Origin of the sequence: Mangrovibrevibacter kandeliae, assembly GCF_024519155.1 — a bacterium.
Lineage (GTDB): Bacteria > Pseudomonadota > Alphaproteobacteria > Rhizobiales > Rhizobiaceae > Mangrovibrevibacter > Mangrovibrevibacter kandeliae.
Genome location: NZ_JANIFJ010000009.1, coordinates 12,075 through 38,840, shown reverse-complemented (window position 1 = coordinate 38,840; position 26,766 = coordinate 12,075). Strand labels below are relative to the sequence as shown.

The window sequence follows — 26,766 nt, the reverse complement described above, 5'->3', positions numbered from 1 at the left end:
CTGCCGGAACTTGGTTAAGGTCCCGTCAATGCTCGGCTTTTACCCGCGGCTACCTGACCTTACGGTAGGCGACGGAGCCGTTCGGCAACTCCCGGCGCTCGAAGCGGGGGGCGGTGTCGGGTTCCGGCGCGGCGTCCGACGCTGCGGGCGCGGCGATCGAAGCGGTGTGCGTGGGGTCCGGCTGCCCGACCTCCGCCATGGTGACGATGGCCGCCGACAGCGACTCGTCCATCCGGGCGCTGGTGTCCTGGAGGATGCCGACGCTGTCGTCGACCGAGCTGCGCAGCGCCCCGAGGGTCTGCGACAGGCCGCCGATGTGGTCGTCCATCCGGTCGATGCGGATGCGCAGGCCCGTGTCGACGCGGTCGAGCTGGCCGGTGACGTGGTCGCCGAGCCGCTTCTCGATCCCGTCAAGGGTTGCCAGGCGCCCGTCGATCTCGCGCAGTTCGTGCAGCGGACGCCAGGCGAGGAAGAGCATGACGACGGCGGTGACGCTGGCGGCGAGGCACGCGCCGCTCGCCACCATCAGCATCTGCGGCCCCAACGATCCGGCGGGCGCCTTCGGCGTCTCGACCCGCGCCTCCACCGTCGGCGCCGAATAGACCGCGACGGCATCCATCCACATCGGCTTGGCGTTCATTCGGCTGTCTCCTCAGCTCCGCCCCGTGAAGGAGGCGGTGTTGCGCAAGAGCTGCATGTTGTTGGCGATGGTGACGTTGTCCGGCGCGAGGTCGAAGGCCCTCATGAAGTAGCCGCGTGCGCCGACGAGATCGCCGCGCAGCATGTGCGAATAGCCGAGATTGTTGTAGTATTCGGGCCGGTTGCCGATCATCGTGCCGAGCGCCTTGTAGGCGGTGTCGGCGGTGTCGAACCGGCCGAGCTGATCGGCGGAGGCGGCAAGGCCGAGCCAGGCCGTCGGCTCCTTCGGGTAGACCTCGGCTGCCTTCTTGAACAGGGCGTAGGACTTCCCGTAGTTGCCGGAGCGGTATTGCAGCTTGCCTTCGGAGACGAGGTCGCCGGTCCTGACCGAGCCGACGGTGGTGTCGGTGTCGATGGCGAGAGCACCGATCGTGTCGGACGACTGGCATCCCGACAGGGCGACGAGGCCGGCGAGCGCCAGCAGCATGCGTGACTTCGGCATAAGCGGTCCCCGGGTGAGAAGACGAACGCGAGACTGGGTCCCTCTCACGCGTGCCGCAGGTCCTGCCGGAGCAGGGCGCGCGGCTCACAGTCCAGCAGTTTCGCACCCAGCCGTTAAAGCCGCGTTGATGTTAACGGCGTCTTGAACGCACGATCGTAAGTCATTGCGACGAAAGGAAACGCCCGAAGTCGTCGCGCGTCGGATAGGCGCTCTGCGCGCCACGGCGCGTGACCGAACACGCCGCGTAGGCGCAGGCGCGGGCGAGCGCCTGCGTGTCATCGAGGCCGGCAATGCGGAAGTGGGCGAGGGCGCCGATGAAGGCGTCGCCGGCGCCGGTGGTGTCGACGGCGCGGACGGCGACGGGCGCGACCGGCCGGCTTCCGTTTCTGCCGACCTCCAGCGCGCCGCGCGCGCCGAGCGTGACGACGACGACCTTCGCGCCGCTCTCGACGAGGTGGCGGGCGGCGGCTTCGATCTCCGTGTCGGTCTGGGTCGGGAGGCCGGTGAGGAGCGCGAGCTCGCCTTCGTTCGGGGCGACGATGTCGGCGAGGGCGATCAGCGCCGGGTCGAGGCGATCCACGGCCGGTGCGGGGTTGAGGATGGTCGGGATCGCGTGCCTGCGGCCGAACGCCAGGGCGTGGCGCACGGTGTCCAGCGGGATCTCCAGCTGCAGCAGGATCAGGCGGCATCGGGCGAGTTCGTTCGCCGCGGCGTCGATGTCGGCCGGCGCCACGCGCCCGTTGGCACCCGCGACGATCGAAATCGCGTTCTCACCCTCTGCGTCGACGAAGATCGAGGCGACGCCGGACGAGCAGCCGGGGGTGACGGTGACGTGGCGGGTGTCGACGCCTGCTGCGTCGAGCGCCGTCCGGTTCGCCCTGCCGAAGGCGTCGTCGCCGACGCGGCCGAGCATCAGCACCTTCGAGCCGAGCCGCGCGGCCGCCACCGCCTGGTTGGCGCCCTTGCCGCCCTGGCCGATGGCGAAGTCGTCCGCGGCGAGCGTCTCGCCGGAGGCCGGACGCCGCCGGCCATAGGTGACGAGATCGGTGGTGATCGAGCCGATGACGGCGATGTCGGCGGTCATGGACAGTCCTCGTGGCGTGCCATCATGGGCTGCGGTGGACGATGGCGACAAGGCGGCCGACCGCCCACGCGCCACCGCGGGGCTCGACATGGCCACGCGGAGGGCGAGATAGACGCGCTCGGCGGCTGCCTCGGCGGCGCGAACGCAGGGTGGCGAGGACGGACATGACACAGAGGGCGGTGGTGGTCATCGGCGCCGGCGCGGCGGGCATCGCGGCGGGCCGCCGGCTGCAGGAGGCGGGGATCGAGCCGCTGGTGCTGGAGGCGCGCGACCGCCTCGGCGGGCGCGGCTGGACGGTCGATCTCGCCAGTTCGCCCTTCGACCTCGGCTGCGGCTGGCTGCATTCGGCCGAGGAGAATCCCTGGCGGGAGATCGCGATCGCGCAAGGGCGGCGCATCGATCGCAGCGTCGCACCCTGGGAGCGGCCGGCCGTGACGGTCGGCTTCCCGGCCGAACGGCAGACGGCGCTCGGCGCGGCGATGGGCGCGTTCTACGAGCGGCTGGAGACATTGGCCGAGGCGCCGGGGCCCGACCCTTCGGCCGAAGCGGCGCTCGTGCCGGACGGGCCGATGAACCCGCTGATCGATGCGATCCACACCTATATCAGCGGGGCCCGGCTCGCGGCGATCTCGCTGCGCGATCTCGACGCCTATCACGACACCCACACCAACTGGCGCGTTGCGGACGGCTACGGCACGACCATCGCCGCCCATGCCCAAGGGCTGGACGTCCGGCTCGGCTGCCCGGTGACGCGCATCGACCATTCGGGCCGGCGGCTGCGGCTGGAGACGCCGGCCGGCGTCGTCGAGGCGGAGCGCGTGATCGTCACGCTGCCGTCGACCGTCATCGCCGAGGAGCCCGATCTCTTTCATCCGGCTCTGCCGATGAAGGTGGAGGCGGCCGCCGGCCTGCCGCTCGGCGTCGCCGACAAGCTCTTCATCGCGCTGGAGGATGCGCAGGAGTTCGAGCCGGACACGCGGGCCTTCGGGCGCACCGACCGCGTCGAGACGGCCACCTATCACCTGCGTCCCTTCGGGCGGCCGCTCATCGAGGCGTATTTCGGCGGCGACTTTGCCCGGGCCCTGGAAGCCGAAGGTGAGGCGGGATTCTTCGCCGTCGCCCGCGAGGAGCTCGGCGACGTGTTCGGCAGCGCCTTCGCTCGCCGCATCCGGCCGCTCGCGGCCTCCGCCTGGGCGCGCGACCCGCATGCGCGCGGGTCCTACTCCTTCGCTCGACCCGGCCAGGCGGCGGGGCGGGCGGTGCTCGCCGCGCCTGTCGACGGGCGGATCTTCTTTGCCGGCGAAGCCTGCTCGACCCACGACTTCTCGACCGCCCACGGCGCCTACAGGACCGGCATCGCCGCCGCCGACGCTGCCGTGGAGGCCGCAAGAGCCGCCGTCTGACCGGAGGCGAGGCGGCATACGCACAGCCTCGTCATGATAATTTCACAGACGAGGCGATCGCTCTGAGCGTGCTTTGCGATCGTACCGGCCGCTGATCATCGCCATCTTGCCGAGCCGCCGCTCACGGCAATCTCACGCGCTCGGGAGGCTCAAGCGCCTCCTCGCCGGAGCGCGCGTTGGTGCTCGGAGTGCTCGTTCATGGCCGATACCATCGCCACCGGCGCGGACTTCGCGCCCGAAGCTGCGCCGAAGCCGCGCAACCTCGACCACGCGGTCCATCCCGGGCTGCGGATCCTGTTCTTCGTCGTGCTGGTCGGCGCCTTCGCCTTCGCCGGCTACAACATCTTCACCGAGACCCAGGACATCGGCGAGCCGCTCGCCTTCGGTCCGTTCCTGTTTCTCGGCATCGCGCTGATCATCGCGCTCGCCTTCGAGTTCGTGAACGGCTTCCACGACACGGCCAATGCGGTCGCAACGGTGATCTACACCAACTCGCTGAGCCCGCTGATCGCCGTCGTGTGGTCCGGCTTCTGGAACTTCGTCGGTGTGATCGTCTCGTCCGGCGCCGTCGCCTACGCCATCGTGACGCTGTTGCCCGTGGAGTTGATCCTGAACGTCGGATCGGTCGCCGGCTACGGCATGATCTTCGCGCTCCTGATCGCTGCGCTCCTGTGGAACCTCGCCACCTGGTATGTTGGCATCCCGAACTCCTCCTCGCACGCGCTGATCGGCTCGATCCTCGGCGTCGGCCTCGCCAACCAGCTCCTGTCGGGCGGCAGCGGCGGCACGTCGGGCGTCGACTGGGGGCAGGCGACGGACGTTCTCTCGGCGCTCCTGTTCAGTCCGCTCGTCGGCTTCGTCGGGGCGCTCGTGCTGTTCTTCGTGCTGCGCCACTTCGTGAAGAACGAGACGCTCTACAGGGAGCCGGAGGGCGACCAGCCGCCGCCACGCGGCATCCGCGCACTGCTGATCTTCACCTGCACCGCCGTCTCCTTCGCGCATGGCGGCAATGACGGGCAGAAGGGCATGGGCCTCATCATGCTCATCCTGATCGGCGTCGCGCCGACCGCCTACGCGCTCAACCGCTCCGTGTCGGACGCCGCAACACCCGCCTTCGTCGAGAGCGCGGACGGGGCGGTCGAGGTGATGCATGCCTATGCGCAGGGGCGGAACGCGATGGCGCCGGACGAAGCGCGCACCACGCTGAAGCAGGCGTTGCAGGCCCGCCAGGTGATCACCCCGGACGGCATGGGCGCGATGGCGCGCCTGACGCAAGACGTCGCCGGCCGCGTCCAGTCCTACGGCTCGGTCGCCAAGGTGCCCGCCGCCGAGACGCAGAACGTGCGCAACGACATGTACATGATCATGGACGGGCTCCACATCGCGACCGGCGACGAGGACGCGCTGCCCAAGGAGCAGATGGACGCGCTGAAGGCCTTCGACGACAAGCTCGGGGACGGCATCCGCTTCATCCCGCTCTGGGTGAAGATCGTCGTCGCCATCGCGCTGGGGCTCGGCACCATGGTCGGGTGGAAGCGCATCGTGGTCACCGTCGGCGAGCGGATCGGGCGCAAGCACCTGACCTATGGCATGGGCGCCTCGGCCGAGCTGGTCGCGGCGGCGACGATCCTGCTCGCCGAGTTCGGCGGCATGCCGGTGTCGACGACGCACATCCTGTCGTCCGGCGTTGCGGGAGCGGCCGTCGCCAACAAGCAGGGTCTGCAGCGCGACACGGTGTTGCGCATCGCCTCGGCCTGGGTGGTGACCCTGCCTGCCGCAATGGCGCTCTCGGGCCTGCTCTACTGGGCCTTCATCCTCGTCAGCGGCCAGTCGCTGTCGTAAGCGAAACACGCCTGTGCCACGCTAGGGAGGCGCGGCATCCAGAGCCTCAAATTCCACTCCAGAGAAAGTGGAGGCGTCCGTCGTCAGGCCCGCTCGGACGCCTTTTCCCGCGTGGTCCAGCCGTCCTCGCCGCGCCATTCCCGCACCGTGACGGTGATGACGCGATCGACGATGTCGATGAGATTGTAGGCGTTCGGCTCGCCGCGCAGCCGGGTGGAAATCGTCGAGGAGGCTTGCGCGACGAGGATCGGTGCGGCCGCCGCGTGGCGCGGACCCTTCGGCACCGCCTCGCCGATCTCGCCGGGATGATCGTGCCGGCGCACGTAGCTCATGTGGAAGTGGCCGCTGAGGACCAGCCGCACGCCGAGCCGGGCGAAGGTCTGGAGCGCGAGGTCGGCCCGCTTCACCGGCTGCATCGGATGCTCCATCGTCGTCTCGGGCTGCAGCAGCGGGTGGTGGGCGACGACCACACGCACCGAGTCCGGCGAGGCGGCGGCGAAGCGGTGCTTGAGGTCGGCGAGCTGCTCGCGGTTGATCGAGCCGAGGGCCCAGTTCAGCCCGAGCCGCAGACGGCGGGCGGTGTTGATGCCGGCGATGGCGACGCCGTCGATCTCGGTGAAGGGCTCGAGCTCCTCCGCGATGAAGCGGCGATAGTAGCCGTAGGGATCGAGGAAGCGCCGGAGGACGTTGCGTGCCGGGACGTCGTGATTGCCCGGCACGGCGAACACCGGCGTGGACAGCTGGTCGAGGAAGGCGCGCGCGTCGGCAAACTCCCGGCGACTGCCGATCTGCGCGAAGTCGCCGCTGACGACCACCAGATCCGGCGCCTGGCTGGCGATGTCCGCGGCCAGGCCCTCGGCGAGGACGGGATCGTGATGACCGAAATGCAGGTCGGACAGGTGGATGATGCGCATCAGGCTCGGGCCTCTTCCAGGCGCTCGTCGGGCTCGTTCACCGGATTCGGCACCTCGTCCGCCGCTGCCGGCGCGAGGACGGCGAGGGCCAGCGGCCGAATGGCGAAGCGCAGCGGCACGTCGAGCGTTTCAACCTCGCCGTCGATCATCACGTTCGTCTGCCGCTTGTGGCTGCGGATCGTCACGGCCGGCACCGCCTCGATCGCCAGCGCATCGTGCTCGCGCCAGTGGCCGAGCACCATGCCGGCGGTGAGTCGAAACAGGTCGCTGAGGTTCAGCCGCTTCAGGACATAGAGGTTGAGCGTCCCGGCATCGAGCCGCGAGCGCGAGAAGAACCGGGCGAAGCCCTCGTCATAGGCGTTGTTGGCGACGGCGACGGCCTGCGCCCGCACGACACGCGGCGCCTCGCCCTCGGCGTCGATCTCGACCGCGATCTTGCGGCTGCGCGACAGCCGCCTGAAGAAGTAGCGCACGAAGCCGAGCTTGGCCGAGACGTCGCTGCGCCCGCGCAGCGCCTCGCGTCCGGCGGCGACGCCGGGGACGAAGCCGATCACCACCTTGTGGAGGAAGACCCGGCCGTTGACCTCGCCGGCATCGATCCAGCGCCGCTCCATCGTCGCCAGCGCGCCGATCGCCTCGTCGAGGTCGAGCGGCATCTTCAGGTCGCGGGCGAGGAGGTTGGCGGTGCCGAGCGGCAGCACCGCCAGCGTCTTGTCGCTGCCGATGATGGCGCTTGCGAGCGCCGTCGCCGTGCCGTCGCCGCCGGCCGAGACCAGCACGCCGGCTGGGCTCTGCATCGCCTTTTCGATCCGCTCGGGGAAGGGGGTGTCGGCGTCGGCATCCACGTCGGCCTGCAGGCCCGCCGCCTCGAACTTTTCCCGCAGTCCATCCGGCGTCAAGTCCATCCCCTGAACGGTGCCGGAATTGGGGTTCATGACGATGTGAAAGCGTTGACCGGGCATGGGCGGGAGGCCTGAGAAGGATGGCGACCCCCGCACAACGAGTGAGACGGTCAGTTCGTTTCTGGCTTACCAAGCCGTCGATCGACCGGCTGGCGCGGATCTCAAGATCGATCCGACCAACTCATTAAGCTCGTTTGTTCAGTCTTGATTGAACGTTCTGGACATACTATCTGCCGATCATGCTGGACCGCAGTCACGACATCGAAGCCACCTTCGTCGAGGAGATGGGCATCCTCGCCCAGGCCGACGACCTGCCCCGCATCGCCGGGCGGATCATCGGACTGCTGACGCTGAGCGAGGCGCCTCTGAGCTTCGGCGCCATCGCCGAGCGGCTGCGCGTCAGCCGCGGCAGCGTCAGCACCAACACGCGGCTTCTCATCGAGGCGGGGATGATCGAGAAGGCCGCCATGCCGGGCGACCGGCAGGACTATTTCAGGCTTGCCGCGGACGCACACCAGATGCAGCTGCAGCGCATGGTCGCCCGGCTCGACCGCCTCCGCCATGCGGTGGCCACCGTGGCGGAACGCTCGGGCACCAGCGCCACGGCGCACGAGCGGCTGACGCGTGCCGCCGGGTTCTATGCCGACGTGTCGGCGACCATCCGCGCGCTTGCGGAGCGGGAGGCGGCGCGGCCGCAGGACGATCAGCGGCCTGAGATTTCGGGCCGAGCCGCCCGTAGTGACGCGGCGGAAGCGACGTAGAGACGAAGCATGAAGAGACGCTACAAACTCATCGCCGTTCTGGCGCTCGCCGCGCTTGGCTCGGGGGTCGTGCTCGAGACGCGCGAAAGCGAGCCGGTGGCGCAGGTCAACCCTGCCGCCTCGGCCGACGTCGCTTCGACCGAGCCGAAGACCGTCGAGCTCGCCGACGTCGAGCTGACGGAGCTGCAGCCGCAGACGCTGTCGGAGGAGATCCGCATCAGCGGCAGCCTCGAGCCGGTGCGCTCGACCTCGCTGAACTCGAAGATCGCCGGCACGCTCGAAGCGGTGAACGTCGATGTCGGCGACGCCGTGAAGGCGGGGCAGGTGCTGGCTCGCTTCGACACCTCGACCATCGAGATGACGCTCGAGGAGCGCTCCGCGTCGCTGCAGGCGCTGCAGGCGCAGCTCTCGCTCGCCCAGTCCACCCTGACGCGCACCAAGCAGCTGCAGGGCAGCGGGATCACCGGCAAGGCCAATCTCGACGAGGCGCAGAGCCAGGTGCAGCAGCTCGAGGCACAGCTGCGCGGCGCGCAGGCGCAGATCGACCAGGCCAAGCGCGATCTCGACGATGCGACCGTGACGGCGAAGTTCGACGGCGTGATCTCCGAACGCTCGGTCGACCCCGGCCAGACGGTCGGGCAGAACACGGCGCTCTTCGGACTCGTCGACATTTCCGAGCTCGACGTGGATGCCGGCGTGCCGACGACGCGGGTGTCCCAGGTGGAGGTCGGCCAGACCGCGCGGCTGACGGTCGACGGCGTGTCCGGCCGCGAGATCACCGCGACGGTCAAGCGCATCAGTCCGGTGGCCGAAGCCAACACCCGCACGGTCCATGTCTTCCTGTCGATCGACAATGCGGCCGGCGACCTGCGCGGCGGCATGTTCGCCATCGGCAGCATCACCGTGCGCCAGAGCAAGGACACCGTGGCGGTGCCGGTCGCGGCGCTGCGCCAGGACGGCACGACGCAGTATGTCCTGAAGACGCAGGGCGGGCGGCTGGTGCGCCAGGACGTGACGGTCGGCGCGCGCTGGGACGACGGCGCGCTCGTCGAGATCTCGGACGGGCTCGCGGGCGGCGACCGGATCGTTTCCGCGCCGCTGCCCGACCTGAAGCCTCAGACGCCCATCCGCATCACGCGGAGCTGACGCCATGTTCCTGACCCGCATCTCCGTCGGCCATCCGGTCTTCGCGACCATGATGATGGCGGCGATCGTCGTGATCGGCCTGTTCTCGTTCCGCCAGCTCGGGGTGGACCAGTTCCCCGACGTCGACCTTCCCGTCGTGGTCGTCTCGACCGCCTATACCGGCGCGGCGCCGGAGACGGTCGAAAACGAGGTGACGCGCAAGGTCGAGAGCGCCGTCAACACCATTGGCGGCATCGACGAGATCACTTCCGATTCCTACGAGGGCCGTTCGGTCGTCGTCATCCAGTTCACGCTCGACATCGACGCGCAGGATGCCGCGCAGGAAGTGCGCGACCGCGTCTCGCGCATCGAGGCGAGCCTGCCGGACGACGTCGACACGCCGCAGATCACCCGCTTCAATCCGGACGAGGCGCCGATCCTGTCGCTGGCGGTGTCTTCGAAGACCCGCAGCCTGCCGGACATCACCTCCGTCGCCGACCAGATCATCACCAAGCGGCTGAACATCGTGCCGGGCGTCGGCCAGACGACGATCGTCGGCGGCTCGGAGCGGCAGGTCGCGGTGCTGATCGATCCCCAGCGCATGGAGGCGCTCGGCATCGGCGTCGGCGACATCTCCGCGGCCATCCGGCGCGACAACCAGGACCTTTCGGCCGGCGACATCTCGCAGGGCATCCGCCAGCGGGTCGTCACGGTGAAGGGCCGGCTGGAGTCGCCCGAGGACTTTCGCCAGATCATCGTCGCCACCCGCGGCGGCCGGCCGATCTACCTGTCCGAGGTGGCCGAGGTGCTCGACGAGGGGGCCGAACAGACCAACCGGGCGCTCTACAACGGCCAGACCGCGCTCGGCATCGACGTCGTCAAGGTGCAGGGCTCGAACACCGTCGAGGTGGCGCGCGACCTGCGTGCGGAGGTCGCCAAGCTGCGCACGGAGCTGCAGCCGCAGGGCATCGACATCGAGATCTCGCGCGACAACTCGACGGCGATCACCGCGTCGGTCGACGACGTGCAGGCGACGCTGGTCGAAGGCGCGCTCCTGACCGTCGCGATCGTCTTCCTGTTCCTCAACTCCTGGCGCTCGACGGTGATCACGGGCCTGACGCTGCCGATCTCGGTGATCGGCACCTTCGCGGTGATCCACGCGCTCGGCTTCACGCTGAACACCATGACGCTGATGGCGCTGTCTTTGGCGATCGGCATCCTGATCGACGACGCGATCGTGGTTCGCGAGAACATCACGCGCCATCTCCACATGGGCAAGACGCACGTGCAGGCGGCACTCGACGGCACCAACGAGATCGGCCTCGCGGTGCTGGCGACGACGCTCTCGATCATCGCCGTGTTCCTGCCGGTCGCCTTCATGGGCGGCATCATCGGCCGCTTCTTCCTGCAGTTCGGCATCACCGTCTCGGTCGCGGTGCTGATCTCGCTCTTCGTGTCGTTCACGCTCGACCCGATGCTGTCGAGCGTCTGGTACGACCCGGCGGCGCAGCCGAACGCGAAGCGCGGCGTCGTCGGCCGGCTGGTCGCGCGCTTCGACCGCGGGTTCGAGCGCCTCGCCCACGGCTATCGGCACGTCATCCGCTGGAGCCTCAGGCACCGCATCGTCACCGTGATCGCCGCGATCCTGATCTTTGCCGGCAGCCTCAGCCTCGTGCCGCGCATCGGGACCGAGTTCGTGCCGCCCGCCGACAACGGCGAGTTCCTGGTGTCGCTTAAAGCGGCAGAGGGCTCCTCGCTCGATTACACCGAAGCGAAGGTGCGACAGGTCGAGGCGGCGCTGCACGAATTTCCCGAGGTGAGCGACCTCTACTCGACGATCAACACCGGCGGCGCGCGCGGCGCCAACCAGGCGACGATCCACGTCCAGATGGTGCCGCTGGATCGGCGCGAACGCTCCCCGACCGACCTCTCGGCGCCGCTGCGCCAGCGCCTCTCGCAGATCGCGGGTCTCGAAATCTCGATCAGCGAGCCCGGCATTGGCGGCGGCGGCGGCGGGTCCAACAAGCCGCTGCAGCTGTCGATCCTCGGCGACGGCCAGGACGAGCTCCAGGCTCTTTCGGACGAGGTGATGGCCAAGCTGAAGGCGATCCCCGGTGCGGTGGAGGTCACCTCGAGCCTCGAGGACGAGCAGCCGACGCTCGGCGTGAAGGTGCGGCGCGAGGCGGCGAACGATCTCGGCGTGACGCTGCAGCAGATCGGCGACACGCTCGACCCGCTGGTGTCGGGGGATGCGATCTCGACCTGGAACGCGCCGGACGGAGAGACCTACGACGTCACCGTGCGCCTGCCCAAGGACCTGCGCGAAAGCGCGGCCGACCTCGAGCGCCTGCCGATCGCCACCGGCCGCAACGACGCCAACGGGCGGCCGGTGACCGTCAGCCTCGATCAGGTGGCCGACATCGTGCAGTCGACGACGCCGAACTCGATCACCCGCAAGGACCTGTCGCGCCAGGTGCTGATCACCGCCAATGTCGACGGCCGTTCGCTCGGCGACGTCACCGCCGACCTCAATACGGTCCTGGCCGGGATCGACCTGCCGCCGGGCTACCGCTTCTCCTTCGGCGGCGACACGCAGAACATGCAGGAGTCGATGGGCTATGCGATCCAGGCGCTGTCGCTGGCCGTGATCTTCATCTACCTGATCCTCGCCTCGCAGTTCGGCTCGTTCCTGCAGCCGATCGCCATCATGATGACGCTGCCGCTGTCGCTGATCGGCGTGCTGCTGGGCCTGCTCGTCGCCGGCTCGACGCTGAACATCTTCTCGATCATCGGCTTCATCATGCTGATGGGCCTCGTCACCAAGAACGCGATCCTCCTCGTCGACTTCTCCAACCACGAGCGGGCCCGCGGCGCCACGCTTGCCGACAGCCTGGTCGAGGCCGGCGCGGTGCGCCTGCGGCCGATCGTGATGACGACGCTGGCGATGATCTTCGGCATGCTGCCGCTGGCGCTCGGTCTCGGCGAGGGCGGGGCGCAGCGCGCACCGATGGCGCACGCGGTCATTGGCGGCCTGATCTCGTCGACGCTGCTGACGCTGCTCTTCGTACCGGTCATCCTCAGCTTCCTCGACGGCTTCGGCCGCTTCGTGGGGCGGTTCATGCCGAAGGCGCCGGCCGAGCACGAGGCGGCCCCGCAGCCGGGCGAGTGAGGGGCGGGAATTTCGCGTCGGCTTCACTCGACATCAAGGCATAGGCGCTAAGGCTCGTCGACGATTGGCTCGAACGTCGAGGGGCGTCGATGCAGGATGAGAGACGGATCCTGACCGGCTGGGGCCGGACGTCGCATGCCCGCACCCGCGCGGTTTCGCCGGCGTCGGAGGCCGAGGTCGCCGGTGCCCTCGCGGCGCCCGCCGGTCGCCTGATCGCCTTTGGCGGCGGGCGCAGCTATGGCGACGCCGCGCTCAACGACGGCGGCGACACTCTCCTGACCGGCGCGCTGAACCGGATCCTGTCCGTCGACGAGGCGAGTGGCGTGCTCGTCTGCGAGCCGGGCGTTACCTTCCGCGAGTTGATCGACCGCTTCCTCGACCGCGGCTGGGTCGCGCCGGTCTCGCCGGGCACCGCCTTCGCCACGATCGGCGGCGCGGTCGCCAACGATGTGCACGGCAAGAACCACGACCGCGCGGGCAGCTTCGGCGATCACGTGCTCTGGCTCGATCTCCTGGCGCCGGACGGCCGCCTGCTGCGCCTGTCGTCACGCGAGAACGTCGAGCTCTTCCGGGCCACCATCGGCGGCATCGGCCTCACCGGCGTCATCCTGAAGATCGCCTTCGCGATGAAGCGGGTCAGTTCCTCGTTCGTGACGGTGCGCGAGGCGCGTGCGGGCAATCTCGATGCGCTGATGGCTGCGCTGCGCGCGGCGCGGGCGCAGAGCACCTACACCGTCGCCTGGATCGATGCCACGGCGACCGGCCGCAGCCTCGGGCGGGGCATTCTCGAAGCCGCCGAGCACGCCGAAGCCGGCTTTCCCGCGCGGCCGGCCAGACGCGCGCTGCGCCTTCCGGTCGACTTTCCGGACTTTGCCCTCAACCCGCTCAGCATCGGCCTGTTCAACCAGCTTTATTACCGCAGGGTGCCGGCGGCCGGCCGCGCGCGCACGCTGCCCTTCGACGCCTTCCTCTATCCGCTCGATGCGCTTCTCGACTGGAACCGGATGTATGGACGGCGCGGCTTCTACCAGTTCCAGTGCGTGATCCCGGAGGCAGAGGCCGACCGTGGCATCCGCGCGCTCCTCGAGACGATCGCGGCCAGCCGCTCGGCCTCCTTCCTCGCCGTCCTGAAGACCCTCGGCTCGGCCGGGCGCGGCTTCCTGTCCTTTCCGTTCCCCGGCTTCACCCTGGCGCTCGACTTCCCGGCGCGGGCGAAGACACCCGAGCTGATGGCGCGGCTGGAGCGCCTGACACTCGATCACGGCGGGCGGGTCTATCTCGCCAAGGACGCGTGCCTGTCGTCGGAAGGGTTTCGCCGGATGTATCCGCAGCTGCCGCACTACGAGGCCGTGCTGCATGAGATCGATCCCATGGGGCGGCTGCGGTCCGACATGGCGCGGCGGCTTCGCATCGGCGACGCCTGATTCTCGCCGCATTTGATTTCCGGCGTGGTTATCAAAGCCTTTCCGTAAGGGGCTTGGTTCTGGCTAAGCCTTCGGCAACGCTCTGCCTTCTTCCGTTGCAAAGCCTTCATGTGGCCGAGCCAATTCGGTCACGGTCGGAGGCTATTTCCACGGCGCTGCCGGCAGCGGCGGCTTGATCCGAAACCTACAACGAGGAGGAACGCTGTGGCGGACGTTCCGAACATCGCGGGCGAAATCCGGCGCAACGGGCTTGCGCCGCCAACGATCGGCGGCCCGGCGCCGCAGGAGCGGCTGCTGCCGCCGCGTGCCGGGCTGGAGGATGGCGCGCATGCCGCCTTTCGCGTCGCACGTGCCGGCTCTGGCTGGGTGGTGCACCCCCTGACGGTTGCGGCGCGATCGTTTGCGCAGACGCACGACGATCTGCGTCCATCCGCCAGCGAGAGGGACGAGTTCCTCACCAACCACAAGGGCATCAACGGCTTCGTTGCGGAGGCGCGGGCGGCGGGGTTCTTGACGGAATATCGCGGGCCCCTCGGCCCGATCTACCTCTGACAACGGGCAGGGCCGCCACGCTGTGACGACCCTGCGACCGTTCTCCAGCTCGACGGCCGGCCGCACGCCGACGTCGGCGCGGCGGCTCAGGTGCGGTAGCGCGTCGCCGGCTTCGAGGCCCGGAACTGCGAGAGCAGCGCCTTGCGCGCCGTCTCGTAGGTGTCGAAGAGCGCTGCGTCCTCGAAGGGCGGGATGGTGACGGCCTCGCGGCGGTCGAAGCCGACCAGCGCCGCATCGACGAGGTCGTCGACATCCATCATCCAGTCGTCCGTGGCTCGGCCCGAGCGCTCCCAGATCTCGGTCTTGGTGCCCGATGGCAGGACGGCCTGGACATAGATGTTCTTCCCGGCGAGTTCGGCGTTCATCGCCTGTGAGAGCGCAAGGACGTAGGCCTTGGTGGCGCCGTAGACGCCGGCGAAGAGCTCCGGCGCGAAGCCGACCACCGAGCCGAGATTGACGATCGCGCCCCCGCGGCCATGCGCGAGGAAGCCCTGGACAGCCGCGCCGGCAAGGCGGGTGAGCGCCGTCACGTTGAGATCGACGAGCGTGTAGAGCGGCTGCAGGTCCTCCGCCGCGAAGCCACCGGGCGAGACCGCGCCGGCATTGTTGACGAGCAGCCCGATCCGCCCGTCCTGCCGCAGCCGCTCCTCCAGGGCAGCGAGGTCAGCGGGCTTGGTCAGGTCGGCGGGCAGGATGTCGACGGCCGCGCCCGTCTCGCTGCGCAGCCGGGCAGCGAGCGTCTGCAGCCGGGCCGCATCCCGCGCGACGAGGACGAGGTCGTGGCCGCGACGTGCGAGACGGTCGGCATAGGCGGCGCCGATGCCGGAGGACGCGCCGGTGACGAGAGCGGTGGAACGGGACTGCGACATAGGTGGTCTCCATCGTGGAACGCCAGCCGACCGACTGCGGTTGAGCGATCGGCTGGTGAGGATTATGATCGAACTCTATATGGAGTATGATCGTAATCCATATTTGTCAACGGGAGGTCCGAATGGCACGCTCACAAGTGGAGAAGGCGGAGACGCATCGACGGATCGTCGAGGTCGCGTCGCGGCGGTTCCGCGAGCGCGGCCTTGATGGGATCGGCGTCGCGGACGTGATGAAGGAGGCGGGACTGACCGTCGGGGGGTTCTACAAGCACTTCGCCTCGCGCGACGAGCTGGTGCGCGAGGCCCTCGGCGAGGCCTATGGCGTCTGGTCGGCGCGTCTGGCGGAGGCTGAATCTGCCGGGCGGTGCGTGACCTTTACCGACATCGCGGGCGACTACCTGAGCGAGCGGCACCGGGAAGGGGTCGGCGGGGGCTGTCCGTTCGCCGCCCTCGCACCGGACATCGCGCGCTGCGATGAGAAGACGCGCGGCGAGGCGACCGCCGAGCTCGAGCGTTCGATCGAGGTGCTGACGGATGTGAGGGGCGGCGAGGGGGACGGAGCCTCGCGCCGCAAGGCTGCGATCGTCGCCTATGCGACGCTGGTCGGTGCCATGACGCTGGCGCGTATCCCGGAGGGCGGAACGCTCGGCGAAGAGATTCTGTCGGCGGCCCGCGAGACTCTGCTCGAGCCGGACGGGAAAGCGGAGGGGCGCGGCAGCCCCTCCGCCTGATCGATCAGAAGGGCGACTCGGGGAAGTAGAACTCCTTGGCGTTGTCCTTCGTCACCAGCGTCGCGTCGAGGATGTAGCTGCCGCTGACCGGCGTCTGGTCATAGAGATGGGCGACCGTCAGCTCCATTGCGGTGCCGACCATTGCCGGCGGATACAGGACGTCGACCGGGATCATCTTGTCGCCGTCCATGACGCGCTTGATCATGTCCTTCGAGCCGGCGCCGGCGACCACGTACTGGATGTCGCTGCGGTTCGCCTGTTCGATCGCCTCGAGGACGCCGACAGCCATGTCGTCGTCCTGGCACCACACGACGTCGATCTTCGGGTACTTGGTCAGGTAGTCCTGCATCACCCGGAAGGCATCGTCGCGGTTCCAGTTGCCGTACTGCCGGTCGAGCACCTTGACGTTCGAGCCCTTGATGCCCTCGTCGAAGCCGTCCTGGCGCTGCTGGTCGATCGGGATCGGCAGGCCTCTGACCACGACCACCTGTGCGTCCGGCGTCGTCTTGGCGATGTACTCGCCGGCGACCCGGCCGAGCGCCGGATTGTTGCCGGCGACGTAGAGGTCGCGCACCGAATCGTCGTTGTCGGACGGCGCCCGGTCGACGAGCGCGACGAAGGCGCCGCCGTCCTTGACCTGCTGGATCGCGTTGACCAGGGGATCGGGATCGGTCGGCAGGATCACCAGCGCGTCGAGGCCCTGCACGGCGAGATCCTGCACGGCATTCGCCTGGCTCGCCGGGTCCGGCGAGGTCTTGACCACGACGTTCAGCCCCGGGTGCTCCTCCATCAGGAGCTTGGCGACGCGCTGCGCGTGGAAGACGACGCCCGCCGTCCAGCCGTGATCGGCCGCCGGAATCGACACGCCGACGGTGTATTTCTTGCCCTCCTGCGCGCTGGCCGGCTGGGCCAGGGCGGCGAAGGCGGCGACGGCCGCGACCGCCAGCCCGAAGAACTGCTGTCTCATGATCCTCCTCCCAAATCGGGTCTCGTGGTCCTGCCGGGCGCGACCCGTCCGCCCGGCTCGGTTCAGCTTCGGCGCGCGAGCGAGCGCTGCACCAGCATGGCGACGATGATGATCGCCCCCTGGATCGCGGCGATCAGGTACTCGCTGACGAAGTTCGACAGCAGCATGATGTTGCCGACGATCTCGAGGATGAAGGCGCCGCAGACGGTGCCCCAGATGCGCCCGACGCCGCCGCGCAGCGCGGTGCCGCCGACGACGACGGCGGTGATTGCCTGCAGCTCCCACAGCGTGCCGGTGGTCGCGGTCGTCGATCCGAGCCGCGGCACGTAGAGGAGGACGGCGACGGCGACGCAGAGCCCCTGTACGACATAGGCAAGGGTCCGCACCCGCCCCACCGGCAGGCCGGAATAGCGCGCCACGTCCTCGTTCGAGCCGACCGCCAGCAGATGCCGGCCGTAGCGCGTGCGGTAGAGCACGAAGGCGGCGAGCGCGGCCGTCGCGGCGATGAACAGGATCGGGATCGGCACGCCCAGGATCTCGCCGAAATAGACAGGGCGGTAGAGCGACTGCACGTCGCGGTCGCGCAGCGTGATCGCGCCGCCCTGGCTGAGCCAGGTGGTGAGGCCGCGGAAGATCCCCATCGTGCCGAGCGTCACGATGAACGGCTCGATGCGGCCGAGCGTGACGATCAGGCCGTTGGCAAGGCCGCACAGCGCGCCGATGACGATCGCCAGCACGACGCCGGCGAGGAGATTGGTCGTCGGGTCGGCGATGGTGCCCGAATTGAGGAACAGGATCATCAGGCTGGCCACGAAGGCCACCATCGAGCCGACGGAAAGGTCGAGCCCGCCCGAGGAGATCACGTAGGTGGCGCCGACCGCGATGATCGCGATGAAGGCGCTGCGGGTGATGACGTTGGTCAGGTTGGCGATCGACAGGAAGTTGTCGTTCGCCAGCGTGCCCAGGACGAGAAGCAGCGCGAGCGCCAGAAACGGTGCGACGGCGCGCAGGTCGATCTCACGCGCCACGCGCGGGCGGGCAGGGGCTGTCGGGGCGGCGGTGCTCACGGTGTCAGGCGGCCTCTCTCGTTTCGACCCCGGTCGCGAGAACCACGATCTCGTCCTCGGTCATGCGTTCGCCCGCGACCTCGCCGACGATGCGGCCCGATCGCATGACGAGGATGCGATCGCAGATGCCGATCAGCTCGGGCATCTCGGAGGACACCACGATGATCGAGCGGCCCTCGGCGGCGAGCCCGGCGATGAAGCTGTAGATCTGCTGCTTGGTGCCGATGTCGATGCCGCGCGTCGGCTCGTCGATGATGACGATCCGCGGATCGAGCAGCATCATCTTGGCGATGAGCAGCTTCTGCTGGTTCCCGCCCGACAGCTGGCCGGCCAGGAGGTCAGTTCGCCCGGTGCGGATGTCGAAGTCGCGGATGGCGGTGTCGAGCGCGGCGCGCTCGCGCCTGCGGTCGATGCCGATGCCGCGCCGAAAGCGCTCCACCGCCGCAAGCGTCAGGTTGGTGGCGAGATCCTTGGCGAGCAGCAGGCCTTTGCCCTTCCGGTCCTCGCTCAGATAGGCGATGCCGGCCTTGAGGCTGGCATGGACGCTGGGAAAGCGCGCCGACGCGCCGTTCAGATGGATCGAGCCGTGGCCCGGCCGCAGCCCGACGATCCCTTCCATCAGCTCCGTCCGGCCGGCGCCGATCAACCCGGCGAAGCCGAGGATCTCGCCCTTGTTCAAGGTGAAGCTCGCGGCCTCGGCGTGGCCGGGCACGGTGAACTCCTCGACCCTCAGCACCGGCTCCGGGGCGCGCTCGGCATGGCGTTCCGGATAGAGCTTGGCGACGTCGCGCCCGACCATCAGCCGCGCCATGTCGGCCGGCTGCAACTCGGCGGACGCGTGCGTGGCGACGAGGCGGCCGTCGCGCAGCACCGTCACCCGGTCGGCGATCTCTTTGACCTCCGGCAGGCGGTGCGAGATGTAGAGGACGCCGACGCCCTTCGCCCGGATGTCCCCGATCACGCGCAGCAGCGCCTCGGTCTCGTGCGGCGTCAGTGACGCCGTCGGCTCGTCGAAGATCACGACGCGATGCGGCACGAGCAGGCTGCGGGCGATCTGGACGATCTGGCGCTGGGCGATCGACAGGCGCGCGACGGTGGCCCGGGGATCGAGCGCGGCGCCGAGGCTGCGCACGGCCTCCGCCGCGCCCTCGTTCATGGCCCGGTCGTTCATCGTGAGGCCGCGCGAGACCTCGCGGCCGAGATAGATGTTCTGCGCGACCGTCAGGTCCGGCGCGAGCAGGATCTCCTGGTGCACGAGCACGATGCCGCGCGCTTCCGCTTCCACGGGGCCGGAGAAGCGCACCGGCTCGCCGTCGAGCAGGATGTCGCCGCGCGTGGGCGCCAGATGACCCGACAGGATCTTCATCAGCGTCGATTTGCCGGCGCCGTTTTCCCCGATGATCGCGTGGATCTCGCCGGCCTTCAGGCCGAAGCCGATGTTGCCGAGCACCTCGACCGGGCCGAAGCTGCGCGACAGCCCACGCGCCTCGAGCACCGGGGCGCTGTCCGAACCGCTCCCCCGGCTCTGCACGTCAGACATCGATGTAGAACGGCACGGCCTTGGCCGTGCACCTGATCTTCGGCATCGAACGCGCCTCCCAACGCGACGAAATGGCCGAAGTCATCCTCCGCGTCGGCCGCTGGAAAGGCTAGCATCGGGTCCGGTAAGGCGCAATGAGCCATTGCGGTGCAAAAGAGGGTCAGCGCGCCGACCGTCTCACTTGCGCTTGCGCGCCTCGCGGTCCGACTGCCAGCTCGTGACAAGCAGGACGCTGACGCCGACGATGGTCAAGCTGACCGCTGGAAACAACATGAGCCACATCTTTGCGTCGCTCATTTGCGCAACTCCCTTCGAAGGCAGGCTCTTGCTCCCAAGTGTAGAGACAGGGCCGCTCCAATTCAAAGGCAGCTCGCCACGAGGAGCCAAACGAGATCCGTGGCCGTCGACGTGAGGTTCAGCGCGTTCCCGACCGGTCCTACTCCGCCGACGATCGCAAGACCGGCGGCTATGGAGTTGACGAACGTCGCGGTGAGCTTGGCAAGTTCCGTCGCGACGGGATCAATCAGGTTCACCGCACTCGCCTCGATGACGGCTCTCAGACCTGGCGCACGGCGCCCCGCGCGGCGCTGGTGGTGAGCTTGGCATAGGCCTTCAGCGCGGTCGACACCTGGCGCTTGCGCTCCTCGGCCGGGTGCCAGCCCTTCTGATCCTGCGCCTCGCGGCGGCGGGCGATCTCGGCGTCGTCGACGGCGAGGTGGATGCGCCGGTTCGGGATGTCGATCTCGATCCGGTCGCCCTCCTCGACGAGGCCGATCGCGCCGCCCTCGGCCGCTTCCGGCGAGACGTGGCCGATGGAGAGGCCCGACGAGCCGCCCGAGAAGCGTCCGTCGGTGACGAGGGCGCAGGCCTTCCCGAGGCCCTTCGACTTCAGGTAGCTCGTCGGATAAAGCATCTCCTGCATGCCGGGACCGCCGCGTGGTCCCTCGTAGCGGATCAGCACGATGTCGCCGGGGTTGATCTGGTTCGACAGGATCGCCTTCACCGAGGCGTCCTGGCTCTCAAAGATCCGGGCCGGCCCGGCGAAGGTGAGGATCGAGGCGTCGACGCCGGCGGTCTTCACGATGCAGCCGTCCTCGGCGAGGTTGCCGTAGAGGACGGCGAGCCCGCCGTCTCTGGAATAGGCGTGCTCGAGGTCACGGATGACGCCGGCCTCGCGGTCTGTGTCGAGCGCGTCGAAGCGGCGCTCCTGGCTGAAGGCGACCTGGGTCGGCACGCCGCCCGGCGCCGCGCGGTAGAAGTCGGCGACCGACTGGCTGCCGGTGCGCATCACGTCCCAGCGCTCCAGCGCGTCGCCGATGCTCTCGGCGTGGACGCAGCCGACGGAGGTGTCGAGGAGGCCGGCGCGGTCGAGCTCCCCGAGGATCGCCATGATGCCGCCGGCGCGGTGGACGTCCTCCATGTGCACGTTGGCGACGGCCGGAGCGACCTTGCACAGCACCGGCACGCGGCGGGACAGCCGGTCGATGTCGGCCATGGTGAAGTCGACCTCGCCCTCGTGCGCGGCAGCGAGGAGGTGCAGCACCGTGTTGGTCGAGCCGCCCATCGCGATGTCGAGCGTCATGGCGTTCTCGAAGGAGGCAAAGCTCGCGATCGAGCGCGGCAGCACGGACGCATCGTCCTGTTCGTAGTAGCGCCGGGCGAGGTCGACGATCAGGTGGCCGGCCTCGACGAACAGGCGCTTGCGATCGGCATGGGTGGCGAGTGTCGAGCCGTTGCCGGGCAGCGACAGACCGAGCGCCTCGGTCAGGCAGTTCATCGAGTTGGCGGTGAACATGCCCGAGCAGGAGCCGCAGGTCGGGCAGGCCGAGCGCTCGATCACCTGCACCTCTTCGTCCGACACGCGGTCGTCGGCGGCGGCGACCATCGCGTCGACGAGGTCGAGCTTCTTCTCCTGGTCGGCCCAGACGACCTTGCCGGCCTCCATCGGACCGCCCGAGACGAAGACGACGGGAATGTTGAGACGCAGCGACGCCATCAGCATGCCGGGCGTGATCTTGTCGCAGTTGGAGATGCAGACCATGGCGTCGGCACAGTGTGCATTGACCATGTACTCGACCGAGTCGGCGATGATCTCGCGCGACGGCAGCGAATAGAGCATGCCGTCGTGACCCATCGCGATGCCGTCGTCCACCGCGATGGTGTTGAACTCCTTGGCGACGCCGCCCGCCGCCTCGATCTCGCGCGCGACCAGCTGGCCGAGATCCTTCAGGTGGACGTGGCCCGGCACGAACTGGGTGAAGGAGTTGACCACCGCAATGATCGGCTTGCCGAAGTCGTCGTCCTTCATGCCGGTGGCGCGCCACAGGCCGCGGGCGCCGGCCATGTTGCGGCCGTGGGTGGTGGTGCGGGAGCGGTAGGCGGGCATGAGCAGTTTCCTGAACGCTGGCGGGCTCGCTCCGGCGGCTTGCAAGGGCGGTGCCGGGACGTCTCGCGCTTCTCCTTGACGTTAACCGAAGGGACATACGCCCATTTGTCCGGCCCGTCGACAGGGGCGCCTTGCAGGCGCGACCGCGTGCGTTACAAGCGCGTGCCATGAGCTACACGGTCGCCGCCCTCTATCGCTTCGTCCGCCTGTCCGATCTGGCCTCGCTGCGCCGGGACCTGCTCGAGCTGTGCGAGGCGCACGGGGTCTGCGGCACGCTCCTGATCGCCGAGGAGGGGATCAACGGCACGATCGCGGCGGCCGGAGCGGATCTCGACCCGGTGATCGAGACGCTCGACCGGCGGCTCGGCATTCGCCAGGGCGAGCTGAAGTTCTCGCGCGCCGACGATAGGCCGTTCGGCCGGCTGAAGGTGCGCATCCGGCCGGAGATCATCACCATGCGCGCGCCCGAGGCCGACCCGGCGGTGCGCGTCGGTACGCATGTCGCGCCGGCGGACTGGAACGCGCTGATCGCCGACCCGGAGGTGTTGGTTCTCGACACGCGCAACGCCTACGAGACGCTGGTCGGCTCCTTCCGCGGCGCGGTGGACCCGTGCATCGGCTCCTTCACCGAGTTCAAGGACTATGTCGACCGCGCGCTCGATCCGGCCAGACACCGCAAGGTCGCCATGTTCTGCACCGGCGGCATCCGCTGCGAGAAGGCCTCGGCCTTCATGCTCGCCAGAGGCTTCGAGAGCGTCTTTCACCTCAAGGGCGGCATCCTGCAGTATCTGGAGGACGTCCCGGCCGAGGAGAGTCTGTGGGAGGGCGACTGCTTCGTCTTCGACAACCGCGTCGCGGTCGGACACGGGCTGGAGGAGGGCGCCTGGGACCGCTGCTTCGGCTGCGGGTACCCGCTGACCGCCGAGGATCTGTCGCAGCCCTCCTTCGAGGCGGGGGTGTCCTGCCGCCACTGCATCGACCGGCTGACGCCGGACAAGGCCCGCAGCCTGCGCGCACGTCACCGGCAGATCGAGGCGCGGGAGGCCGGGGACGACGCGTCGGAGCTGGACGGAGAGGCAGCGGCATAGACCACCGACCGCGCTCGTTGCTCTGCTGAAGCGTGAAGGAAACAAGGGAGGATGCGATGACGATCACGCGCTGTGGAGAGACGCCGACGGTGCGTGCCTCGGCCGACTGGTTCACCGGCGAGGTGCTGCGCACGGCGATCAACGACGCGCCGGCGCCAGCCCGGGTCCAGTCGGCGCTGGTGCAATTCGCGCCGGGCGCGCGCACCAACTGGCACACCCACCCGCTCGGCCAGACGTTGTATGTGACGAGCGGCTGCGGCCGCGTGCAGTTCTGGGGCGGGCCGGTCGAAACCATCCGCGCAGGCGACACGGTCTGGATCCCGCCGGGCGAGAAACATTGGCATGGCGCCGGCCCGAAGACGGCGATGTCGCATGTCGCGATCCAGGAGAGCGACGGCGGCCGCGCGATCGACTGGCTGGAGCCGGTGACCGACGCACAGTACGCGGCGGGGTGAGGCGGCCGCCATGGCTCCTCGGCGGGTTCGGCCGGGATGGCCGCCCGGGGCGCCTGCACGCTTCAGAGCTGCTCGGCGCCACCGGTGTCCGTCTGGCGCGGGACGCCACCGTCCCGTTGCGGCTGCGGCCAGCGCTCCAGGGCGGCGCGCCCTGCCGGCGTCAGCCCGTACCAGCCGCGCTCGATCCGCTCGAACCAGCCATAGACGTCGCGTTGCAGGATCTTCGCGGCGTCCGGCGCTTGCGGCTTCAGATCGCGCGGCCGCAGCGGCGCCTCGGCGAGCATCGCCGCGCATGCGAGTGCCTGCTGGCGGTAGGCGGTCATCACCGGTGACCGGTTGCCACCGCCGGCGGTCGGATCGCCGCGACGCCGGCGATGCTCTGCGACGAGGCGTGACCGTCGCTTCGGATCGCGTCGGGGCATCGGGGCGTCCGGCGACAACAGCACCTCGACCGCATCGGCGGCGGTGACGCCGAGGAGGCCGAAGCCGAGACGACGGCACAAGTTGCGAAAGCGCGCGTCGCTCTCGCGGCCCTTGCCGCGCTTCGACAGGCGCGCCGCCAGCCAGATCTCGTCCGCGGCGCTGGCCCGGTCGACACCCTGCAGCAGGAGCTCGAGGCTGAAGCTCTGCTTCAACTCGCAGATCACCACGACCGGCGGCTCACCCTCCGCCAGCCCGAGGAGGTCGCAGCCGCCGACCTCGCCCTTCACCGTGTAGCCGCAGCCCTCGAGGAAGCGTTTGACCGGCTCGTAGAGTAGATATTCCAGCGCCGCCGCCCCGCTCGGTTGCCCATCGCTGCCGACTTAGACCGATTCCACACCCGTTCGGAATGCCCGTGGGGCGCGGCGCTGGCGCTGCGGGCTCCGCCGGCCCGACCGGGCCGGCGCATGAGACAGTCTGCGGGGTGCCCGTCGACAAGACTTTGTTGAGGCTAAAGAAGCGTCTGAGCATCTATCAATTCAATCTTCACTTGATGCGGCGATGGTCGTGGATGTGACGTGTAACGACAACTGCAGTCGTCAGTATCGCTGACCGTTTCCTTCGATGTCTGCCTCTTCGGGAGGCCGGCTGGACGGATACGCGCGGCGGCACGGCCGGCCGCTGCCGACGGTGCGCGTCCCGAGCCAGAAGTTTTGAACCGGTAGAGCAGCCGTCGAGGCTGGAGGAACTGGATGTCTGAAGCGATGTCTCCATCCGAGGGTGTGGCGGTCGAGCTGCCCGCCGTTCTGGATATCAAGGCGGCAACGCCTTTGGCCGAGCAACTGTCGTCGCTGCGCGGCGAGGCGGTGGCGCTCGACGCCTCCAAGGTCGAGCAGGTCGGCGGCCTCTGCCTGCAGGTGCTCCTGTCGGCGGTGGCGACGTGGAAGGCCGATGGCCAGCCGCTCGAGCTCGCCGCCCCCTCGGATGCCTTCGAGGATGGCCTGAAGCTTCTCGGTCTGTCGGTGGAGCAGCTGCTCGAGAAGGAAGTCCTGCAATGAGCAAGACCATTCTGACGGTGGACGACAGCCGGACGATGCGCGAGATGCTGAAGCGGGCGCTGCATGACGCCGGGTTCAACGTGATCCAGGCGGAAGACGGGGTGCACGGGATCGAAGTCCTGCAGGGCTGCGAGCCGGACGTGATCATCACGGACGTGAACATGCCGCGGATGGACGGTCTGACGTTCATCGAGGAGATCCGCAAGGACGGGACGAAGCGTGCGATCCCGATCCTGGTGCTGACGACCGAGAGCGACGCGGAGAAGAAGGCGCGGGCGCGCCGCGCCGGCGCCACCGGCTGGATCGTCAAGCCCTTCGATCCGACCAAGCTGGTCGCCGCGATCATGCGGGTCGCGGCCTGAGCCCTGGCGAACGAGGCCGGGCGGCACGCCCGGCCGCCCGTCAATCGAACCGACGCTGGCGCCGCGGCGATCGCGCGCCTCTCCTGAGCCATGACGGCGGAGGATATGCATGGACACGATGGCTGAAATCCGCGCGACCTTCTTCGAGGAGTGCGACGAGCAGCTGAAGGAACTCGGCGACGCCCTCGCGCTGATCGAGCGCGACGAAGGGGACGCCGAGACGGTCAACACCGCTTACCGCGCAGTGCATTCGATCAAGGGTGGCGCCGCCGCCTTCGATCTCCACGAACTCTCGGGATACGCCAAGACCTTCGAGGGCCTGCTCGGCGAGATCCGCGCCGAACGCCAGCAGATGACGGCGGACGCGGTGTCGCTGATCCGCCGATCCGCCGATGCGCTGGCACGGCTCTCGGCGGCCTCGCGCGAGACCAGCGGCCTCACCGACGAACTGAAGACGATGACCGCCCTGACCAAGCCGGAAGCGGCGGCCGAGCCGGTCCGACCCGCCGGCGCCGACGAGGGCGCCGACCTGATGGCCGAGTTCGGCTTCACGCCGGTCGCCATCGATCTCGACGATCTCGGCGGCGAGAAGCATTTTCGGGTGACCTTCCGTCCCCAGGCAGAGCTCTACCAGCGCGCCAATGAGAGCGCGCGGCTGTTGCGCGATCTCTGCGAACTCGGGCGCGCGGAGGTCCGCTGCGACGCTGCCGCCATCCCGCTGCTCGGCGAGCTGAAGCCGGAGGAGTCCTACCTCTCCTGGAGCATCGACCTGCACACCGAGGCTGGCGAGGCGGGGATCCGTCAGGTGTTCGAATTCGCCGAATGGGACTGCGACCTCGACGTCGAGGAGATCGTCGAGGCCGGGGACGCGGCCGACGCGCTCGGCGGCGTCGAGGATCCGGAGATGGCGGCGCTGCTCGCCCGGATGCAGGCGGAAGCGGTGAACTGAGGTGGCGGCTGGCGAGGGAGCGATGAGCGAGATCGATCCGGGCGACGTGCGCGAGGTGCGCGAACTGATCGCCTTCTGCATCGGCGATCAGGACTTCTGCGTCGACATCATCCAGGTGCGCGAGATCCGCGGCTTCGCTTTCGCGACGCCGCTGCCGCACACGCCGTCCTTCGTCTGCGGCGTGATCAATCTGCGCGGCACGGTGCTGCCGATCGTCGATCTGGCGTCCCGGCTCGGCTTCGGCCGGACCGAGCCGACGGCCCGCTCGGTGATCATCGTGGTGATGGTGCAGGGCCAGATGATGGGGCTGCTCGTCGACGCGGTATCGGATATTTTAACGGTCACGGATGATCTAGTGCAGCCGACGCCCGAGGTGTCCTCGGAGCTCGCCCGCAGCTTCGTCCGCGGTGTGATGGCGATCGACGGACGGATGATCTCGCAGCTTTCGCTCGACGACGTCCTGCCGCGAACCGAGATGGCAGCCTGAGTGGGTTGAGCTAAAACGGTACACGACGTTGCCCGGAGAGCAGGGACCGCATGCGGGCCTGTCTCTGCGG

Annotated in this window: 26 protein-coding genes; 14 read left to right on the top strand and 12 right to left on the bottom strand. The window is 69.0% G+C overall.

The window, feature by feature from the left end; translation table 11 throughout:
• Window positions 1-49 precede the first annotated feature (49 nt).
• From NPA30_RS18125 to rbsK, 3 genes are all read right to left on the bottom strand, one after another.
• Window positions 50-640 (bottom strand): hypothetical protein, encoded by a 591-nt coding sequence (locus tag NPA30_RS18125; protein WP_256804207.1) that lies wholly within the window; start codon window positions 638-640, stop codon window positions 50-52.
• 12 nt (window positions 641-652) lie between these two features.
• On the bottom strand, window positions 653-1,141 hold the full coding sequence (locus NPA30_RS18120) for a tetratricopeptide repeat protein (RefSeq protein ID WP_256804206.1): 489 nt from the start codon (window positions 1,139-1,141) through the stop codon (window positions 653-655).
• A 160-nt stretch (window positions 1,142-1,301) separates the two neighbouring features.
• Window positions 1,302-2,225, bottom strand: a complete 924-nt coding sequence (gene rbsK, locus NPA30_RS18115; protein ID WP_256804205.1) for a ribokinase — start codon at window positions 2,223-2,225, stop codon at window positions 1,302-1,304.
• 164 nt (window positions 2,226-2,389) lie between these two features.
• Here rbsK and NPA30_RS18110 point away from each other — a divergent pair, with 164 nt between their 5' ends.
• The gene (locus NPA30_RS18110; protein ID WP_256804204.1) at window positions 2,390-3,628 is read left to right on the top strand and encodes a flavin monoamine oxidase family protein; all 1,239 of its coding nucleotides are present in this window, start codon (window positions 2,390-2,392) and stop codon (window positions 3,626-3,628) included.
• 198 nt (window positions 3,629-3,826) lie between these two features.
• Window positions 3,827-5,470 (top strand): inorganic phosphate transporter, encoded by a 1,644-nt coding sequence (locus tag NPA30_RS18105; RefSeq protein WP_256804203.1) that lies wholly within the window; start codon window positions 3,827-3,829, stop codon window positions 5,468-5,470.
• Window positions 5,471-5,553: 83 nt separating this feature from the next.
• On the opposite strand, the gene NPA30_RS18100 is transcribed toward NPA30_RS18105, so the two are convergent.
• The gene (locus NPA30_RS18100) at window positions 5,554-6,384 is read right to left on the bottom strand and encodes a metallophosphoesterase family protein (protein WP_256804202.1); all 831 of its coding nucleotides are present in this window, start codon (window positions 6,382-6,384) and stop codon (window positions 5,554-5,556) included.
• On the bottom strand, window positions 6,384-7,346 hold the full coding sequence (locus tag NPA30_RS18095) for a diacylglycerol/lipid kinase family protein (protein ID WP_256804201.1): 963 nt from the start codon (window positions 7,344-7,346) through the stop codon (window positions 6,384-6,386). The genes NPA30_RS18100 and NPA30_RS18095 overlap by 1 nt, the downstream gene beginning before the upstream one ends.
• A 179-nt stretch (window positions 7,347-7,525) precedes the next feature.
• Between NPA30_RS18095 and NPA30_RS18090 the strand changes: the two genes are divergently transcribed.
• The 5 genes from NPA30_RS18090 to NPA30_RS18070 all read left to right on the top strand — a co-directional run bounded on the left by NPA30_RS18090 (window position 7,526) and on the right by NPA30_RS18070 (window position 14,317).
• The gene (locus NPA30_RS18090; RefSeq protein WP_256804200.1) at window positions 7,526-8,047 is read left to right on the top strand and encodes a GbsR/MarR family transcriptional regulator; all 522 of its coding nucleotides are present in this window, start codon (window positions 7,526-7,528) and stop codon (window positions 8,045-8,047) included.
• Window positions 8,048-8,056: 9 nt separating this feature from the next.
• Entirely contained in the window at window positions 8,057-9,193 is a 1,137-nt protein-coding gene (locus NPA30_RS18085; protein ID WP_256804198.1) for an efflux RND transporter periplasmic adaptor subunit, read from the top strand.
• Between the two features lie 4 nt (window positions 9,194-9,197).
• Window positions 9,198-12,341 carry an efflux RND transporter permease subunit gene (locus NPA30_RS18080; protein ID WP_256804197.1) on the top strand — a complete coding sequence of 1,048 codons (3,144 nt, stop codon included), beginning with the start codon at window positions 9,198-9,200 and terminating at the stop codon, window positions 12,339-12,341.
• Window positions 12,342-12,430: 89 nt separating this feature from the next.
• The gene (locus tag NPA30_RS18075) at window positions 12,431-13,765 is read left to right on the top strand and encodes an FAD-binding oxidoreductase (protein WP_256804196.1); all 1,335 of its coding nucleotides are present in this window, start codon (window positions 12,431-12,433) and stop codon (window positions 13,763-13,765) included.
• Between the two features lie 204 nt (window positions 13,766-13,969).
• Window positions 13,970-14,317: a hypothetical protein gene (locus NPA30_RS18070; protein ID WP_256804195.1), complete on the top strand. Its 348-nt coding sequence runs from the start codon at window positions 13,970-13,972 to the stop codon at window positions 14,315-14,317.
• An 86-nt stretch (window positions 14,318-14,403) separates the two neighbouring features.
• Here NPA30_RS18070 and NPA30_RS18065 read toward each other — a convergent pair whose 3' ends face one another.
• A complete protein-coding gene (locus NPA30_RS18065) occupies window positions 14,404-15,186 on the bottom strand; it encodes an SDR family NAD(P)-dependent oxidoreductase (RefSeq protein ID WP_256804194.1) in 783 nt (260 codons plus the stop codon).
• A gap of 122 nt (window positions 15,187-15,308) precedes the next feature.
• Between NPA30_RS18065 and NPA30_RS18060 the strand changes: the two genes are divergently transcribed.
• Window positions 15,309-15,917, top strand: coding sequence for a TetR/AcrR family transcriptional regulator (locus tag NPA30_RS18060; RefSeq protein WP_256804193.1), 609 nt, complete (start codon window positions 15,309-15,311; stop codon window positions 15,915-15,917).
• Between the two features lie 4 nt (window positions 15,918-15,921).
• Here NPA30_RS18060 and NPA30_RS18055 read toward each other — a convergent pair whose 3' ends face one another.
• From NPA30_RS18055 to ilvD, 5 genes are all read right to left on the bottom strand, one after another.
• Window positions 15,922-16,884, bottom strand: a complete 963-nt coding sequence (locus tag NPA30_RS18055) for a substrate-binding domain-containing protein (RefSeq protein ID WP_256804192.1) — start codon at window positions 16,882-16,884, stop codon at window positions 15,922-15,924.
• Window positions 16,885-16,946: 62 nt separating this feature from the next.
• The gene (locus tag NPA30_RS18050; RefSeq protein WP_256804191.1) at window positions 16,947-17,951 is read right to left on the bottom strand and encodes an ABC transporter permease; all 1,005 of its coding nucleotides are present in this window, start codon (window positions 17,949-17,951) and stop codon (window positions 16,947-16,949) included.
• A gap of 4 nt (window positions 17,952-17,955) precedes the next feature.
• Window positions 17,956-19,491, bottom strand: coding sequence for a sugar ABC transporter ATP-binding protein (locus NPA30_RS18045; protein ID WP_372338857.1), 1,536 nt, complete (start codon window positions 19,489-19,491; stop codon window positions 17,956-17,958).
• Window positions 19,492-19,850: 359 nt separating this feature from the next.
• Window positions 19,851-20,024 carry a hypothetical protein gene (locus tag NPA30_RS18040; RefSeq protein ID WP_256804189.1) on the bottom strand — a complete coding sequence of 58 codons (174 nt, stop codon included), beginning with the start codon at window positions 20,022-20,024 and terminating at the stop codon, window positions 19,851-19,853.
• 23 nt (window positions 20,025-20,047) lie between these two features.
• Complete coding sequence (gene ilvD, locus NPA30_RS18035; RefSeq protein ID WP_256804188.1) at window positions 20,048-21,877, bottom strand: dihydroxy-acid dehydratase; 1,830 nt, start codon at window positions 21,875-21,877, stop codon at window positions 20,048-20,050.
• Window positions 21,878-22,044: 167 nt separating this feature from the next.
• Between ilvD and trhO the strand changes: the two genes are divergently transcribed.
• Window positions 22,045-22,965, top strand: a complete 921-nt coding sequence (trhO, locus tag NPA30_RS18030) for an oxygen-dependent tRNA uridine(34) hydroxylase TrhO (protein ID WP_256804187.1) — start codon at window positions 22,045-22,047, stop codon at window positions 22,963-22,965.
• Between the two features lie 56 nt (window positions 22,966-23,021).
• Window positions 23,022-23,420, top strand: coding sequence for a (R)-mandelonitrile lyase (locus tag NPA30_RS18025; protein ID WP_256804186.1), 399 nt, complete (start codon window positions 23,022-23,024; stop codon window positions 23,418-23,420).
• Between the two features lie 62 nt (window positions 23,421-23,482).
• Here the strand turns inward: NPA30_RS18025 and NPA30_RS18020 are convergent, their stop codons facing one another.
• On the bottom strand, window positions 23,483-24,130 hold the full coding sequence (locus tag NPA30_RS18020) for a DUF2161 domain-containing phosphodiesterase (RefSeq protein ID WP_256804185.1): 648 nt from the start codon (window positions 24,128-24,130) through the stop codon (window positions 23,483-23,485).
• A gap of 462 nt (window positions 24,131-24,592) precedes the next feature.
• Between NPA30_RS18020 and NPA30_RS18015 the strand changes: the two genes are divergently transcribed.
• From NPA30_RS18015 to NPA30_RS18000, 4 genes are all read left to right on the top strand, one after another.
• Window positions 24,593-24,898, top strand: a complete 306-nt coding sequence (locus tag NPA30_RS18015; protein WP_256804184.1) for an STAS domain-containing protein — start codon at window positions 24,593-24,595, stop codon at window positions 24,896-24,898.
• Window positions 24,895-25,260, top strand: coding sequence for a response regulator (locus tag NPA30_RS18010; protein ID WP_256804183.1), 366 nt, complete (start codon window positions 24,895-24,897; stop codon window positions 25,258-25,260). The genes NPA30_RS18015 and NPA30_RS18010 overlap by 4 nt, the downstream gene beginning before the upstream one ends.
• 109 nt (window positions 25,261-25,369) lie before the next feature.
• Window positions 25,370-26,209 carry an Hpt domain-containing protein gene (locus NPA30_RS18005; RefSeq protein ID WP_256804181.1) on the top strand — a complete coding sequence of 280 codons (840 nt, stop codon included), beginning with the start codon at window positions 25,370-25,372 and terminating at the stop codon, window positions 26,207-26,209.
• 22 nt (window positions 26,210-26,231) lie between these two features.
• On the top strand, window positions 26,232-26,696 hold the full coding sequence (locus NPA30_RS18000) for a chemotaxis protein CheW (RefSeq protein ID WP_256804180.1): 465 nt from the start codon (window positions 26,232-26,234) through the stop codon (window positions 26,694-26,696).
• Window positions 26,697-26,766: the final 70 nt, after the last annotated feature.

Coding starts and splice junctions, on each gene's coding strand:
- ilvD (WP_256804188.1), bottom strand. CDS start 21,877: ATGCCCGCCTACCGCTCCCGCACCACCACCCACGGCCGCAACATGGCC.
- rbsK (WP_256804205.1), bottom strand. CDS start 2,225: ATGACCGCCGACATCGCCGTCATCGGCTCGATCACCACCGATCTCGTC.
- trhO (WP_256804187.1), top strand. CDS start 22,045: ATGAGCTACACGGTCGCCGCCCTCTATCGCTTCGTCCGCCTGTCCGAT.
- NPA30_RS18025 (WP_256804186.1), top strand. CDS start 23,022: ATGACGATCACGCGCTGTGGAGAGACGCCGACGGTGCGTGCCTCGGCC.
- NPA30_RS18060 (WP_256804193.1), top strand. CDS start 15,309: ATGGCACGCTCACAAGTGGAGAAGGCGGAGACGCATCGACGGATCGTC.
- NPA30_RS18105 (WP_256804203.1), top strand. CDS start 3,827: ATGGCCGATACCATCGCCACCGGCGCGGACTTCGCGCCCGAAGCTGCG.
- NPA30_RS18010 (WP_256804183.1), top strand. CDS start 24,895: ATGAGCAAGACCATTCTGACGGTGGACGACAGCCGGACGATGCGCGAG.
- NPA30_RS18055 (WP_256804192.1), bottom strand. CDS start 16,884: ATGAGACAGCAGTTCTTCGGGCTGGCGGTCGCGGCCGTCGCCGCCTTC.
- NPA30_RS18005 (WP_256804181.1), top strand. CDS start 25,370: ATGGACACGATGGCTGAAATCCGCGCGACCTTCTTCGAGGAGTGCGAC.
- NPA30_RS18110 (WP_256804204.1), top strand. CDS start 2,390: ATGACACAGAGGGCGGTGGTGGTCATCGGCGCCGGCGCGGCGGGCATC.
- NPA30_RS18085 (WP_256804198.1), top strand. CDS start 8,057: ATGAAGAGACGCTACAAACTCATCGCCGTTCTGGCGCTCGCCGCGCTT.
- NPA30_RS18100 (WP_256804202.1), bottom strand. CDS start 6,384: ATGCGCATCATCCACCTGTCCGACCTGCATTTCGGTCATCACGATCCC.
- NPA30_RS18120 (WP_256804206.1), bottom strand. CDS start 1,141: ATGCCGAAGTCACGCATGCTGCTGGCGCTCGCCGGCCTCGTCGCCCTG.
- NPA30_RS18045 (WP_372338857.1), bottom strand. CDS start 19,491: ATGTCTGACGTGCAGAGCCGGGGGAGCGGTTCGGACAGCGCCCCGGTG.
- NPA30_RS18065 (WP_256804194.1), bottom strand. CDS start 15,186: ATGTCGCAGTCCCGTTCCACCGCTCTCGTCACCGGCGCGTCCTCCGGC.
- NPA30_RS18015 (WP_256804184.1), top strand. CDS start 24,593: ATGTCTGAAGCGATGTCTCCATCCGAGGGTGTGGCGGTCGAGCTGCCC.
- NPA30_RS18095 (WP_256804201.1), bottom strand. CDS start 7,346: ATGCCCGGTCAACGCTTTCACATCGTCATGAACCCCAATTCCGGCACC.
- NPA30_RS18090 (WP_256804200.1), top strand. CDS start 7,526: ATGCTGGACCGCAGTCACGACATCGAAGCCACCTTCGTCGAGGAGATG.
- NPA30_RS18125 (WP_256804207.1), bottom strand. CDS start 640: ATGAACGCCAAGCCGATGTGGATGGATGCCGTCGCGGTCTATTCGGCG.
- NPA30_RS18080 (WP_256804197.1), top strand. CDS start 9,198: ATGTTCCTGACCCGCATCTCCGTCGGCCATCCGGTCTTCGCGACCATG.
- NPA30_RS18075 (WP_256804196.1), top strand. CDS start 12,431: ATGCAGGATGAGAGACGGATCCTGACCGGCTGGGGCCGGACGTCGCAT.
- NPA30_RS18000 (WP_256804180.1), top strand. CDS start 26,232: ATGAGCGAGATCGATCCGGGCGACGTGCGCGAGGTGCGCGAACTGATC.